The sequence below is a fragment of the Thermodesulfobium sp. 4217-1 genome, assembly GCF_039822205.1.
GTDB lineage: Bacteria > Thermodesulfobiota > Thermodesulfobiia > Thermodesulfobiales > Thermodesulfobiaceae > Thermodesulfobium.
The window spans coordinates 49,835-65,454 of sequence record NZ_JBAGBW010000011.1; the positions used below are offsets into that span (position 1 = coordinate 49,835).

At 36.9% G+C, this 15,620-nt stretch carries 12 protein-coding genes; 10 read left to right on the forward strand and 2 right to left on the reverse strand.

Annotated elements, in window-relative coordinates; translation table 11 throughout:
* Positions 1 to 5 precede the first annotated feature (5 nt).
* Entirely contained in the window at positions 6 to 572 is a 567-nt protein-coding gene (locus tag V4762_RS05655) for a TetR/AcrR family transcriptional regulator (RefSeq protein ID WP_347314807.1), read from the reverse strand.
* Between the two features lie 98 nt (positions 573 to 670).
* Complete coding sequence (locus V4762_RS05660) at positions 671 to 1,015, reverse strand: DUF488 domain-containing protein (protein WP_347314808.1); 345 nt, start codon at positions 1,013 to 1,015, stop codon at positions 671 to 673.
* Positions 1,016 to 1,115: 100 nt separating this feature from the next.
* Between V4762_RS05660 and V4762_RS05665 the strand changes: the two genes are divergently transcribed.
* From V4762_RS05665 to V4762_RS05710, 10 genes are all read left to right on the forward strand, one after another.
* Positions 1,116 to 2,069 carry a glycoside hydrolase family 130 protein gene (locus tag V4762_RS05665; protein ID WP_347314809.1) on the forward strand — a complete coding sequence of 318 codons (954 nt, stop codon included), beginning with the start codon at positions 1,116 to 1,118 and terminating at the stop codon, positions 2,067 to 2,069.
* An 8-nt stretch (positions 2,070 to 2,077) separates the two neighbouring features.
* Positions 2,078 to 4,357 (forward strand): glycosyltransferase family 4 protein, encoded by a 2,280-nt coding sequence (locus V4762_RS05670; RefSeq protein WP_347314810.1) that lies wholly within the window; start codon positions 2,078 to 2,080, stop codon positions 4,355 to 4,357.
* A gap of 6 nt (positions 4,358 to 4,363) precedes the next feature.
* Positions 4,364 to 5,191, forward strand: a complete 828-nt coding sequence (locus V4762_RS05675) for a type III pantothenate kinase (RefSeq protein ID WP_347314811.1) — start codon at positions 4,364 to 4,366, stop codon at positions 5,189 to 5,191.
* 107 nt (positions 5,192 to 5,298) lie between these two features.
* On the forward strand, positions 5,299 to 7,356 hold the full coding sequence (locus tag V4762_RS05680) for an elongation factor G (RefSeq protein WP_347314812.1): 2,058 nt from the start codon (positions 5,299 to 5,301) through the stop codon (positions 7,354 to 7,356).
* 54 nt (positions 7,357 to 7,410) lie between these two features.
* Positions 7,411 to 9,354 (forward strand): ATP-dependent DNA ligase, encoded by a 1,944-nt coding sequence (locus V4762_RS05685; protein ID WP_347314813.1) that lies wholly within the window; start codon positions 7,411 to 7,413, stop codon positions 9,352 to 9,354.
* Positions 9,355 to 9,367: 13 nt separating this feature from the next.
* Positions 9,368 to 10,501 carry a pyridoxal-phosphate-dependent aminotransferase family protein gene (locus V4762_RS05690; protein ID WP_347314814.1) on the forward strand — a complete coding sequence of 378 codons (1,134 nt, stop codon included), beginning with the start codon at positions 9,368 to 9,370 and terminating at the stop codon, positions 10,499 to 10,501.
* Between the two features lie 104 nt (positions 10,502 to 10,605).
* The gene (locus V4762_RS05695; RefSeq protein WP_347314815.1) at positions 10,606 to 13,212 is read left to right on the forward strand and encodes an HD domain-containing phosphohydrolase; all 2,607 of its coding nucleotides are present in this window, start codon (positions 10,606 to 10,608) and stop codon (positions 13,210 to 13,212) included.
* 59 nt (positions 13,213 to 13,271) lie between these two features.
* Entirely contained in the window at positions 13,272 to 13,715 is a 444-nt protein-coding gene (locus V4762_RS05700) for a hypothetical protein (RefSeq protein WP_347314816.1), read from the forward strand.
* Position 13,716: 1 nt separating this feature from the next.
* On the forward strand, positions 13,717 to 14,763 hold the full coding sequence (locus tag V4762_RS05705) for a DUF933 domain-containing protein (protein WP_347314817.1): 1,047 nt from the start codon (positions 13,717 to 13,719) through the stop codon (positions 14,761 to 14,763).
* Positions 14,764 to 14,776: 13 nt separating this feature from the next.
* Entirely contained in the window at positions 14,777 to 15,514 is a 738-nt protein-coding gene (locus V4762_RS05710; RefSeq protein ID WP_347314818.1) for a UPF0280 family protein, read from the forward strand.
* The last annotated feature ends 106 nt before the right edge of the window (positions 15,515 to 15,620 follow it).

The following is a 15,620-nucleotide window of genomic DNA, read 5'->3' on the forward strand; positions in this document are numbered from 1 at the left end:
TTTAATTAATTATCTTTTGCCAATTTTAACAACTTATTAATAAGTTCATCTGAGAGCTCTGTAAGAGGCTTGTCATTTACGATTGAATCGATGACAAATTCTATTATTGAACCAACAAGAATAGTTATGACAATGTATCTTTCACTTTCCTCCATCTCTCTTTTGGAAAGCATGTTGTCGAACAGTTTCTCTAATTTTTTTCTAAGGGAAAATCTTTGTTCTTCAAATTGCGGTCCAAGACTAATGGTTTCAATAAAAACGAATTTTGTTAGTTCACGATATTTTTCGAGTATTCTAAATCCTTCTCTGAGTGAAGATTTAAATATTTCTTCGAAGGATCCTCCTTTGCATTTGTTTTCTATTTTTTTAATAAGTTGATCGCTGAGTTCTTCTACCAATTTTATTACCAGATCTCTTTTGCCAGGGAAGTGAAAGTAAAAGGCTCCTTTAGATGTGTTTGCGTTTTCGACTATTTCGTCAACGTTGGTAGAGTGATATCCTTTGTTTGAAAAGAGTGATAGGGCGCTTTTCAATATCTTATTTTTTGTATTGGAAGATTTTCTTGTCTTCATATTAGTATGATAACAATATATTTATTATTTGTAAACCGACTGGTCGGTCTGTATAATTCGCAAATAAAAGCTTTAAATATAGATTTTTTAAGTTTATTTCAAGAATTAACTTTCAGATATTCTAAGAGAGCTGCTGCATTATTGAGGGGGCTTTTTGAAGAATATACAAGAGTTAAGTTAGATTCTTTTTCAAGTTCCCTAATTTTTTCTATAATCTCTTCTTTTTCTTGTAATTCAGTGAAATATTTACTTTTGAATTCTTCCCACTTTTTTGGATCGTGCGAATACCATTTTCTAAGATCGTTTGCTGGGGCAATTTCTTTTAGCCATAAATCTATTGATGCCTTTTCTTTTGAAACAGCCCTTGGCCAAAATCTATCAACAAGTATTCTAAATCCATCACTTTCTGAATGTCCTTCATAAACATTTTTAATTTTTATCATTTTTATACTCCCCAACTGTTTGTTGAAAATATGAACTCTTAACCCTATATATGATAGAATTAATTAATTTTATAATATTTAAACAAAGATGGGGTGAATTATGGGTACTCATGCTCTTTTTAAAAGATACGAAGGTAATCCTATTATCACTGCTGAAGACGTGACTTGTGAGGCACATACTGTTTTTAATCCAGCTGCTACAAAATTTGAAAACAAGGTTCTCCTTGTTCTTAGGGTAGAGGAACAAAGAGGTTTCTCATATCTTATAAGAGCTTTTAGCGATGACGGCATTAACAATTGGAAAATTGACAATAAACCCTTTATGATCCACGAACCTCAGATGGGAGAACAATTGTGGGGCTTAGAAGATCCACGGATAACCTATATGGAGGAATTTGATCAACATTATCTTACTTATGTCTCTTTTGCTCCGGGAGGTCCTCAACTTTCTCTTGTTACTACAAGGGATTTTGAAAGGGTATGCAGGCATGGGAACCTTTTCTATCCAGACAACAAAGATGGTGCCTTTTATCCAAAAAGATTTAATGGCAGATGGGCTCTAATTCATAGACCTTATGCGAGGGGAAGGGCTGAAATATGGCTTTCTTTTACGCCTGATTTAAAACACTATGGCGATCATACCTGTATAATACCCGTTCGTGAGGGTTGGTGGGACTGCACAAGGGTTGGTATGGGGCCTCCGCCAATTGAAACTCCTGAAGGATGGTTGCTTATATATCATGGTGTAAGGACTACTGCCTCTGGCTCTCTTTATAGGGTAGGAATGGCCTTATTTGATCTTGACGATCCTACCAAACTTATCTATAGGACGAATAGGTGGGTGCTTGCTCCCGAGACTCCATACGAGCTTATCGGAGATGTTCCTGGCGTTTGTTTCCCATGCGGGGCTATTTGCAACGAAAATACCAGAGAGATAATGCTTTATTATGGAGGAGCTGATACGACAACCTGTGTAGCCTTTTCTACCATTGACGATATACTGGATTTCATTAAAGAGGATCAAAGAATAGGAAGGACCTTTTACTCGTTATGAGAGGTACTGTGAAAGGGATAACTCCAGATTTTAATGTTGCATTTGTAGGCACTTACGTTCCAAGACTTTGCGGCATTGCTACATTTACAAATGATATAGCTACTTCTGTTGCCAAATGGTATCCAGAAGACGCTTTCGAGAGTAGATCTGTCAGAGTAGTTGCTATGTCGAATGGCGCTTACTCTTATCCAAGAGAGGTTTTCTTCGACATTAGGGAAAAAATCAAGATTGATTACATAAAGGCTGCAGAGTTTATAAATATCTCAAACGTTAATGTGGTGAGCCTTCAACACGAATTTGGTATATATGGCGGGGAACATGGATCTTATATCTTAGACTTTTTGAAGAACTTAAAAAAACCAGTTGTGACAACTCTGCACACTGTTTTAGAAGAACCTGTTGAAGATCAGAAAAGGGTTTTAGAAGAAATTTGCGACATTTCCTCGAGAATAATTGTTTGCGCTCAAAAAGCCCAAGAAATATTGGAAAAAGTTTATAGGATCCCCTCTGAAAAGATATCTATGATTTATCATGGAGCTCCCGACCTTCCATTCATGGATCCATCATACTACAAGGATATGCTAAACCTGGAAGGCAAAACCGTTATATTGACCTTTGGACTCTTAGGTCCAAGCAAGGGTATCGAGTATGGAATAGAAGCTCTGAGTAAAGTTCACAATGACTATCCCAGTGCAGTCTATGTCGTTCTTGGGGCTACACACCCTGAAGTGAAAAGGCTCTACGGCGAAAGCTATCGAATTGGTTTACAAAAAATGGCTTATGATGAAGGGATCGCCGATAATGTAATCTTTATTGACAGATATGTATCTTTTGAGGAATTAATGAACTTTTTGATTATGGCAGATATATATCTTACTCCTTATTTATCTATAGAGCAGATAGTATCAGGAACCCTGACCTATGCTATAGCCGCTGGGAAGGCTATTATCTCAACTCCTTATTGGTATGCCCAAGAGATGCTTCAAGATGAAAGGGGCATTATGGTGCCATTCCGAGATAGCGAAGCCCTCTCTCAAGGCCTAAGGAGACTCTTAACCGATCTGCCCTATAGGAATAGGTTGAGGAAAAACGCTTATGACTTTGGCAGGAAGATGATTTGGAAAAACGTTTCAAAGGGGTACATTGAACTTTTCGATGATGCAATTAAAACTTATTCAAAAGAGAAGAACTTTGTTTATATTTCAAAGAAGAATATCATTGAAAAAGATGATATTCATTTAAAGCTACCTTCTGTTCACCTTTCTCACCTAAAACTTTTAACTGATGAAACCGGTATAATGCAGCATGCACTTTACAATATGCCAAATAGAAATCACGGCTATTGCGTTGATGACAATGCCAGGGCATTTATGGCGCTTATTTTGTATTATGAACTCTTTAAAGATCAGAGCGTGCTCTATCTCTTATATAGATTCTTATCATTTATTCACAACGCATTTGACGAAAAAACGGGTAGATTTTTGAACTTTTTAACTTATGACAGGACGTGGCTCGATGACTTTAGCGAAGATGCCCATGCAAGAACGCTTCTATCATTGGCTACAGCGATACAGTGGCCCGCGCTTCCGGAATTTACCCCTATTTGTGCGACCATCTTCGAAAAAGGTATAAAGCTTGTAGGAGATTTTGCATCTACAAGAGGAATTAGCTTTTCTATCATTGCATGTGACAAGTTTGTTAGAACATACCCGGGAGCAAAGGAAATAAAGGATATAATGATAGATCTCTCTGAGAAATTAATGAACCTTTATAGAAATAATATTTCTGATGACTGGGTTTTTTCAGAAAATATATTGACTTATGATAACGCAAGACAGTCACAAGCCTTGATAAGAGCAGGCCAACAGCTTGGAAACGATGAGATGGTTGACCTGGGCATTAAGAGTTTAAGGTGGCTGATTGAAGTCCAGACGAATCCAGAAACACAATTTCTTAGCATTGTAGGAAACAGAGGGTGGTATGAAAGAGATGGTCAAAAGGCTCAATTTGACCAGCAGCCAATCGAGCTTTCTGGCATTTCGTGTGCCTGTGTCGATGCATATTTTCAAACTGGTGACAAATTTTTCTATGATACTGCAATGAAAGCTCTAAAATGGTTCTTGGGAGAAAATGATTCTTTTTGTCCAGTTGCAAGAGTTGGAACTGGCGGCTGCTATGATGGATTGGAGCCTCAGGGGGTTAACAAGAATATGGGAGCTGAATCAACAATATCTTATTTGATGACCTTGCTGCACGCATACAAACTAAGCTTTAGAAGAGGCGACTGATATTTTGTGAGTACTGATATAAAAAAATCTAATGATAATTCCATAATAAATTCTAAAAGTTTTTCTGTTCTTGCTTTTGATCTGGGAAACTCCAGGCTTAAGTGCTCATATTTTGAGGACTCCTGTATGAAGCATTATGGCGTTTTTAAATTGAATGAAATATTTTTCGAAGGCAGATTAAATTACTATGCTCTTGACAATTGGCTGGAGGAAAACAAGATTGATAGGGCGACAAGGTGTTTTATTTCTTCGGTAAACTTACTTCCCATAAAACATATAAAGTCATTTTTAGAATCCCGTTCATTCTCTACGCAAATTATAGAGCCAAAAGACCTTGGATCGATAATAAGAATTGAATACGATATAAGCATGATTGGGGTTGATAGGTTACTGCACTCTATAGGAGCTTCGCTCTTTTATGAAGGCAGCGTATGCGTTGTGGACATGGGGACCGCCATTACAATAGATCTTGTAAAAAATAACGTATATAAGGGCGGTTATATTTTGCCTGGAGTTGAATCTATCTGTAAGTCGTTAACTTTTTCTCTGCCTCAACTGCCATTAGTTGATATCGACAAAAATCATGAGAACGTTCCTGCAAAAAACACCTTTGATGCGCTAAATAATGGCGTATTTTATTCTATAGCTTATGGATTACAGGGTATCGTAAGATCCTGGCAGGAAAAATTTGATGAGTTTACTGTTGTCTTGACAGGCGGAAGTGCGAGGCTCTTTGAGAGCGAATTATCATGGCCATATTTTCCTCATTTGACTCTTTGGGGAATTTATAAGTATGCTGAAGGTGGAGATTTTTGTTTTGATAAACTGCATTAATGTTTTTTAGTTTTAGACATTTTTACTTTTTACTGTTGGTTAAAATTTCAAGATTTTTCTAAAAAGAAATTAAATTTATTTAATAAAATTTTGAAAGGGATGGTAATATGGGGAAAACTATCAAAGCAATCAGTTTGGCCTCTCATGTTGGGGCAGGAAAAACATCATTAACTGAGGCACTTTTGTTTCATGCAAAGAAGATTTCAAGATTAGGATCTGTGGATTCAGGGAATACTATTACTGATTATGATGCTGAAGAAATAAGAAGAAAAATGACTCTTGCTCTTTCCGTGGTGAGTTTTGAAGAAGAAAACACAAAATATAATATTATTGACACTCCGGGTTTTTTTGATTTTGAAAGCGATGTAATAGCAGCAGAAAGTGTTTCTGACGGTTTAGTCCTGGTGCTAAACGCTACGAGCGGCCTTGAGGTGGGAATTGAGAAGATCTTAAAAAGGTTAAAGATGAACCCAAAACCCTTTATGGTAGTTGTGAACAAAATGGACAAAGATGGATCTGACTTTTTTAACGCTCTTGACGCTCTCAGATCGAAGTCTTTAGGTTTTAACATAGCTTGTATGTATCTGCCTTTTGGCAATGCGGGTGAATTTAAGGGAATGGTTCACGTAATGAGTAAGAAGAGCATCGTCTTTGATGGTGAATTCAAGTTTCACATTGAAGATGCGTATCCAGAAGAGTTGGAATCGAAAATAGAAGAGGAACAAGAGAGATTAAAAGAGTCTGCAGCAGAAGGCGATGACGCTATATTAGAAAAATATCTTGCAGGCGAAGCACTAAGCGAAGAAGAAATTGTTTCAAGTTTGAAAAATGCTGTAAAACAAGGAAAAACAGCTTTAGTATTGCCTATTTCTTCTGTTAAGGGTTATGGTATAGCGCAATTGGTCAGGGCATTTGGCTACTATTTTCCTGATTACAGTGAAAGGGAAAATCTGGAGCTCTATTCTGAGGATGGTGAAAAGACATTTCAGATTGGAGATGATTCTGAGCCAATAATACAAGTTTTCAAAACTGTTCTCGACCCATTTGTCGGGAAGCTTAGCTTCGCAAGAATATTAAATGGCTCATACAAAGCCGACCCAGTTTTGTACAACATAACAAAACAACAGGAAGAAAGGATAGCAGCAGTAAGCTTTCCTTTCGGAAAAGAACCAAGCATCACCAAAGAAGCTGGCTGCGGTGATATAATAACCTTTTCAAAACTTCAAATTTCTACCACTAATGATACTCTTTCAAGATCAAAGATAAAATATGAACCTAAAAAAATAGAATTTCCAAAACCATCTTTTTATATGGGAGTCTACCCTAAGGTAAAAGGTGATGAAGATAAATTGGGTTCTGCTATTATAAAGTTCATCGAAGAAGACCCATCTATGTTCTATGGCAAGAGTCCAGAGACAGGTGAATTTTTGCTTGGTGGTTTAGGGGATATTCAGATGGACGTTCTCATGGAAAAAGTCAAAAGAAGGTTTAAAGCCGAGGGCAGCCTTGTAAAGCCAAGGGTTGCTTATAGAGAATCTATCAAGCTTTCTGTAGAGGCAGAGGGCAAGCACAAAAAACAAACTGGCGGTCATGGTCAATATGGTCATGTTGTAGTTAAATTCGACCCTATTGGATATGAGGAAGAATTTATATTTGAGAGTCAAATTGTTGGCGGGGTTGTTCCAAAGCAATATGTTCCTGCTGTAGAAAAGGGTTTGCGTGAAGTTTTAAATAGCGGACATCTGGCAGGATATCCTGTGGTGGGCCTCAAGGCAACCTTGATAGACGGATCTTATCACGATGTAGACTCCAATGAGCTGTCCTTTAAGATGGCTGCGCACCTTGCATTTAAGAAGGCTATGGAAAAGGCAAGACCAGTATTGCTCGAACCGATTAACTATATTGAAGTTACTGTTCCCAAGGATTTTACAGGCGATGTAATGGGAGACTTGAATTCCAAAAGAGGCAGGATTCAAGGAATGGACTCTATTAACGATTCCGAAACTCTTATAAAGGCTTACGTTCCTCAAAGTGAAATTGTTAGCTATGCTATGGATCTAAGGTCTATAACTCAGGGAAGAGGATCTTTTGTGACCAGGTTTGATCACTTTGAAGAAGCTCCTACAATTATAGCTGACAAGGTGATTAAGGAATCTAACGCCTAAAAAATATTTAATTTTGTGTGAGGGAGCTAAAATAAATAATAGAGAACTCAATTCATGATAGAAAAAAATAACGATCAAAAAATTTATATTGATCAAAATATCTTTGGTAATCTTGAGAACCTAAGGGATAAGGGTTCTGTGAGTTCTAGCTTCAACAATCTGGCTTTAGTCTTTGAAAGGCTTGAAAAAGAGAGTTCAAGATTAAAGATGATGGAAATTCTTGCAGCATATTTTGAAACAATAGCTCCAGAAGATATCAAGATGGCTATTTACCTGTTGTCTGGAAGAACTGGCCCATCTTTTGATACTATTGATTTTGGAATTGGTGAAAAATTTATTATCGAGTCCTTGTTAAGGATTTACGGTGGTTTCAAGGTTGAAATTGAGGATATGTATAGGGGCTTAGGGGATCTTGGATTGGTGGCTAGTAAGGTTGTAAAGGAAAAAGTTAGTAGCTTAAGCCTTTACGAGGTGTTCTATTATCTTAGGGCTCTGGCTATTGTTTCAGGCCCAAATTCCCAGGACAAAAAGATAGAGCTCTTGACTGCTATTTTTGATAAGGCTACCCCTCTTGAAGCCCTTTATCTTGTTAGAATAATACTTGGCAGACTTAGATTGGGCGCTCAGGACGCTACCGTGATTGAGGCCCTCTCTTTTGCCAAGGTTAGAAGCAAGGCCTTGAAACCAAAGATTGAGAAATGTTACAACCTCACTTCTGATCTTGGTTATGTGGCATACATATTTTTTGCCAGTGGAGAAAAGGCCCTTGATTCTATACACGCAATAGTTGCTAATCCTATTAGGATGGCTTTGGCAGAGAGAATGTCGAGCCCAGAAGAAGTATTCAATAAGCTGGGCAGATGTATCGTGGAGCCAAAATTTGATGGTTTCAGGTGTCAGGTACACAAAATTGGCGACAAGGTTAAGATTTACTCAAGAAATCTTGAAGATAATACCAGGATGTTTCCTGAGATTGTAGAATCTGTTCTAAATTATTGTAATGCAAAGAACTGTATTTTTGAAGGAGAGGCGATTAGTTTCGATCCAGTGACACTTCATTTTATGCCTTTCCAGGTAACTGTCCAAAGGAAAAGAAAGCACAATATTTTGAAAGTGGCTGCAAAATTTCCGCTAAGATTGGAAATATTCGATTTGCTTTATAAAGACGATGTCGATATTACATCGCATCCATTATTCGAAAGGAAAAGGATCTTAAAGGATACGATAAATAAAAACGATACAATTGTAATATCTGACTCTTATGAAGTAGACAACCCTGAGATGCTAAAGAGCTTGTTTGACAAATATGTGGCAGATGGTATGGAAGGAATAATGATAAAAAGATTAGAGGGCGTATATCAGGCGGGCGCGAGAAATTTTAATTGGGTAAAGCTCAAGAGATCTATGAAGCAATCAATACTCTCTGACACCATAGACGCTGTTGTTATGGGATATTTTTATGGCAAAGGCCAAAGGAACAAGCTGGGCATAGGATCGCTGTTGATAGGCTTATACGATCCAGAAAAAGAATGCTTTGAAACAATAGCAAAGCTGGGATCAGGATTTACAGAAGAAGAATGGGTCGAACTTCTTGGAAATCTTGAAGAAACAAAGACAAGTTCGATGCCTAAAAATTATTTTTCAGAGATAAATCCTGATTTCTGGGTAGAGCCAAAGATAGTGGTTGAGGTTGAGGCTGACGAAATCACCGTTAGCCCAGTGCATACCGTTGGGAGAAGAGAGTTTGATGAAAATTCTATAAAAGGCTTACCTGTTGGGAGTGGATTCGCACTAAGGTTTCCAAGAGCGAAGAAGATTAGGTATGATAAGAGCGTTTATGACTCTACCTCTCCGAACGAAATCTTTAAATTGTGGGAAATTTCTAAAAATAAAACAAGTTTTGACAAAGATATTTCAGAAAATTCTGTGAATTTGGATATACAAAAGGGGGCAAATAAGCTTAAAATTAAAGGGAAAGATATAACTTTATTTGACTAAGGAGGAATGAACAATGAATAACAAGAAAGTTATATTAATGTGCCCAGGTCCGTCTGAGGTTCATCCAGAGGTTCTTTTGGCTATGGCTAAGCCAATTATTAGCCATGTGGATCCGAGTTTTTTTGTATTGCTCGATCAATTGCAGGGTCAGCTTAAGACTATATTTCAAACAGAAAATCCATGCATGCTTTTGCCTGGTACAGGGAGTTCTGGCATGGAGGCAGCCTTAATCAATTTTCTCGATCCTGGAGAAAAAGTCCTTGTAGGGGTAATTGGACATTTTGGAGATAGGATAAGAATTATTGCAGAGAGAATTGGTTGTGATGTGAAGGTGGTTAGCGCTCCTGATGGGAAGGCCCTTGATCCCAATGACGTGGAGATGGCCATAAAGGGGTTTTCGCCTAAAATTTTTGCATGCGTACATGCTGAAACATCTACAGGGGTGCTTCAGCCTCTTGAAGATATTATGAAAATATGTAAGAAATATGGCGTCTTGACACTGGTCGATACCGTTGCTTCTTTGGCAGGGGTAAACGTTTCTGTAGACGATTTGGGCATTGATATAGTTTATAGTGGTTCACAAAAGTGTCTGGGCTGCCCCCCGGGCGTGGCGCCTATTAGCTTCGGTCCAAAAGCAGAGGCAGTTTTGGACACTCTTAAACCAAGAAACTATTATCTTGACCTTAGACTCATAAAAAAGTATTGGCAAGAGAGGGTTTACCATCACACGCCGCCTGTAAGTCTTTTTTATGCTTGTAACAAGGGATTCGATCTTATCATTGAAGAGGGCCTGATAAGTAGATTCGAAAGACACAGAAAAATGGGTTTAGCTCTCCAAAAAGGGCTTGAGGCTATGGGATTCAAATTTGTTGCAGAGAGGAATATCCAAAATCCAGTGGTTACTGCTGTTTACTTGCCAACAGAAATTGAGGATGTGAAACTGAGGAAAATACTTCTCGAGGAATTTGGCATAGAAATAGCTCTTGGAATTGCTCAGCTAAAGGGAAAGATTGCTAGGTTTGGCACTATGGCTGAGTCTGCGAGACCATATAATATTCTTTATCTTTTAAGTGCACTTGAAAATATTTTCAAACGTTATGGTATATTTAAAGAATCTGGTGTAGAAGTTGCATCAAGCATGCTTTAAATATTTTTATTGGAGATCAAAAATTGTTTATGAAAAATTTCTTGCTTAGTTTTTAAGGACAGTGAACAGATTTATTGTTATTGATTGAAAAATTTAAGATGTTTTTGAACTATTTAAAGCACTTTTGGGCAGGGCTCAAGCTTTATAAAAAGATGAGCCTTGTTTTTGTTGCGATATCTTTTTTTATGATCTTCTTAAATATCGTCTTTATGGCATACGATCAAGCACTCGGATACAGAGAATTTATGGACACCAACTTTAACAGTGTTTTGGAGATTGAATCGAATTTTATAAATTCTAAAGTTTCAAACAATATCTTGCTTCCTATGAGCAATCTAAGCTTGAATTTGGGCAAGATGAATCTTGACAAGGGTTCCTATGATAGCCTGGAGCAATTTTTGACAAATAACCAGGCTTTTGATTCAATTTTGGTTTCAGACACAAAGGGAAATGTGGTTTTTGCTCTAAATAAAGAAAACGGAGTAATACTGCACCACGAGAATATTGCAGAGAGACCTTACTTCAAAAACGTTTCAGAAAAAAAATCATTCGTTATGTTTGGCCCTGTGCAATATGATTCTGAGAATATGGTTATCGCGGCATATCCGATATTTACACAAGGAGGCAATATTGAGGGCTTTATAATAACTGCTATATCCTTTAAATGGTTTGATTATTTATCCGATGAAATAAACAAGGGCATTAGCGCGCCATTTAAGTTCTTTATTGTCTCAGGGGATAGGGATTCTATAAGCCTTAATCACCCTACCCAATTCAACTTTTCTGGAGAAAACTTCTTTGACAAAAAGTTTTTTAAAACCAAGATCGATGGCTCTCAATTTACAATGTTCTCAAGAGACATTGCACACACTCCCTTTTTTATTATTGGCGGATATCCTGATTATGAAATAGCCGATAAAATCGAAAGGTTAATCTTGAATTCCCTGTTTCCTATGCTTATATTGCTCCTTTTGGCCGGATATTTTGGTTTGTTTGTAGGCAAATACTTATCGGCTTCATTGGAAAAATTGACAAGTGAGGCTGAAAGGATTTCAAAAAATCCAATATCAGGCGAGGCTTTTACAATTTTTGAAGGCAGGGATGAGATTGCAAGGCTCTCTTTCTCGCTCCAGATTATGCTTGATGAATTTTATGCTACTCAACAGCAACTAAAAGCCACAGAGGAAGACAGTAGATTCGTAGCTCAAAACAACTCTGTTTTGATGAAGGTAGCATCTTATATCAATAGTTTTGATTCAAAGGATGAGGTTACTGATAGGGCTATTAGCCAAATAAAAGAATTGACAGGGGCAAGCGTTGCAATGTTGTATCTATTGGACTCGTGCGGCCAAAATTTAGTGATAGATAATTTGGTGGGAGATATTGATGACAATCTTTCTTCGATGCTCAATAGGCTGGAAATATTAAACTTTTGGGTTGGACAGGTATTTCTGGACAAAAAGGTTTCAGTTGTCTTTGATTTAAGAACCAATCCTGTATTGAAATACTCAGACGAGATACTAAAAAATGGCTATTACTCTGTAATTTGTTCTCCTTTAAATTCAAAAGAGATGCCTATTGGAGCTATCTTATTGTTGTTTAACAAGCCATTTGTATTTCAGTCTGAGCAAAGAGAATTCTTGATAAGGGTGTCTGATATGCTTTCTTTATATTTATCCAGGGTGGAAAGGGAAGAAAGGCTTGAAGACTCTACCGAAATGAATTTTTATTTTAGGGACATCTCAATAAAACTATCTGGAATGGAGACTATTGAGGATACAATTAATTTAGCGATTAACTTTCTTGTTGACAATTTGAGTTTTGTATCAGACGCAAGATGCGTTTATCTTAATGATGGAACGTCTTATAACGACTTATCAGAGTCTTGTATCTATTCTACGCCATTTGATAAATTTAAAATTTTACCTGTTAAAAAAATAAGTTGCCCAAACCTTCCATGTGATGCTGTAAAGATAGCAATAATGCCTTTAGCTCTATACTCAAAACCATTCGCCAACATTATTATTTATATAAGGCCTTTTGATATGAGGATAATACACTCTGAATTCTTTATGAATTTAAATAATATGCTAAACCAGAAAATAGGAATTACTTATTCTATCCAACACTCAAAAGATCTTTATAAAGAAGCTCTTGAGAGCATTGCGCAATCATTAGACGCAAGAGATCCATTTTCTGCGAAACACTCAAAAAGAGTTAGCGCGTTTTCGGTGAAATTTGGGAAATATTTGAAGCTTGACAAAAAAGATATAGATGTCCTTGGTTTTGGCGCTCTTCTACACGATATCGGCAAGGTTGGAATCCCCGATAGCGTGCTCAAAAAACCAGGCAAACTAACCCAGACAGAGTATATACTAATGCAATCGCATCCTATAGTCGGATATAATATATTAAAATCTATAAAAGAAGAGCTTATGCCGGGACTTTTAGAGATCATCTTGTATCATCATGAAAGATATGATGGAAAAGGCTATCCATACGGTCTTAAGAGCGATGAAATTCCATTCCTTGCATCATTGGTTTCTATTGCTGATTCTTTTGAGGCTATGACTGCCGATAGGCCATACAGGAAAGGGATGAGCCAAGATGACGCGCTTGCTGAGATCAGCAGGTGTTCTGGTACTCAATTTGAACCCTATCTTGCACAAAAATTTATTAAGATGATTTCTCAAAACGATGATGAGATCTGATACTAAACTCCGATTGTATTAACCTGTATTTTTGATATCAAATTTAAAAGGAGGGCAATGTGACTTACGGTTTGTTTAAATTAACAAGAAAAAGTGTGATATTTACTTCTTGTCTTGCCTTTTTTCTTGGTATTTTACTTTTTTCTACGAATGCATATGCCTTTAAAGTTGTCGATCAGGGAATATCTAAAATGGCTCCGAACAGTCAAGACTCAAACAACTTTGAGAAACTAACTGAGTTTCCACAAGACTGGCCTATTGTTTACTACTGGGTAAAATATACTGATGCATCTGTCGGAGATAAAATAGTGGCAAAATTTCAATATATAGATCAAGAGCCGACTACCTTTTCTGAAGTTTCTGACGTAGCAGATAAAGCTTCTGAGTTATTGATTGTTCACGCAGCCCTAAACCCAGGGAAAAGTTGGCCAAAAGGTAAGTATGAGGTTGTCCTGTTAGTAAACGATAAAGAATTATCTACACTTGAATATGAGGTGAAATGAATTGGTTGGAATAACTGCCTTTCCTTTTTCTGGTAAATCTACAGTAATAAATCTTCTTCTAAAAAGAGGGAACAACTTAAAGTCTGAAAATGAGGGAAGGATAACTGTTCCTGATGAGAGGATTGAAATACTGAGTAAAATTTTCGAGCCACTTAAAAAGACTCCTGCTTTTATATCCATAAAAGAGCTGTCCGCATTCGATATGAGAAAGAAAGTAGAATCCTCTCTAATAAATGACTTGAAAAATTCAGATGTTATTTCCTTTGTAGCAAGGTCTTTTGACGTTTCGCTATATCCATATATACATCCTGATATCGATCCAAAGAGAGACATCAGAAAGTTTTTGGACGAACTTATTATTGAGGATATTGCAATTGCTGAAAAAAGAATAAGAACTGGCACAAAAGGTCTGAAAAAAAGTAGTCAGGAAGAGAGAGAAATAGAAATATTAAAAAAAGTACTGCCAATATTAGAAGATGGAAAACTTTTTAGGGATATAGATCTGCCAGATGAAGATCTTGCCTGTCTAAAACATTATGCTTTTTTAACACTGAAACCCTTTCTTCTATTGTTGAATATTGGCGAGGAGGATCTATCCAATACTCTTCAGATTGAAGACGATTTTGCTAAATACTTAGGAAGCAACACCCAGGTGCTTGCTCTTTCTGCTAAGTTAGAAGAAGAACTGTCATTGCTTGAGATAGATGAGGCAAGAGAAATATTATCGAGTTATGGTTTAGAAAATTTTGGTTTGGCGAGATTTATTCGCGCCTGTTACGATCTCTTGGGCTATATGACTTTTTTTACCGTAGGAAAGGATGAGGTTAGGGCATGGCAGATAAGGAAGGGTTCGAATGCCCTTGAGGCTGCAGGGAGAATACACTCCGATATTGCAAGAGGATTTATTCGCGCAGAAGTTATTTCATATCAAGATTTTATAGACTCTGGTTCAATGAATGAAGCTAAGAAGAGGGGTCTTTTAAGGCTGGAGGGCAAAGAATATATGGTAAAAGATGGCGACATACTTCATGTCAGATTTAATATCTAAGTAAAACAAGATTGTGTATTTAGACTATCAGGGCAGGTTCTATGTACAGGATTTAAAAACCGATTTAGAGCCTACCTTTGTAAATATTGAAGATTCGAAGATTTTAATTCTCTCTAAAAAGAAATTTTTGGAAGCGCAGGGGATTGTGTCTCAACTTAGAGAGGATATTATTAGACATATTGAAAAAGAGAAATTCTTTAGAAATTCTTTGATCGCATTAGAAAATACCTCAGATGAGTCCTATGTTGTTAGAATTATGAAAAAATATTCACAAATTATGAAGGTTGGGCCTATGGCATGTGTGGCAGGAGCTATAGCTCAGATTCTTGGCGAGAGGCTTTTTAATTACGACGATATAATAGTTGAAAATGGCGGGGATATATTCCTTTACAAGAAGGGTGCTATAAAAATAAGAGTATATACTGACGACGAGATTTTTAAGGACAGGCTGCTGATAAACATAGGTGATATCAATGAGCCAATAGGGATTGCAACTTCTTCTGCGACAATCGGTCCTTCTCTGTCTTTTGGAAGAACATCTGCAACCATAGTTATTAGTAACAACTGTGCACTTTCAGATGCAGCCGCTACAAGAATTGCAAATGAAGTTAGAACCTCTAAGGATCTAAAAAGAGTTTTGGATAAATACAAAAGGATGATATATGATTTCGATATCCCGATCATAGGAGTCATGTGTATTATTGATTCAAATATGGCTGCATTCGGACAGATAAAAGTCAGCCTTGGATAAACTTGAGAGATTTTTTCTAACGATTTTTTCTATTAACTCTTTCTTCGTAACTGCCTTACAACTTAATTATAAAGAATTTAATATCCCTATTTGACATCTTTTTATT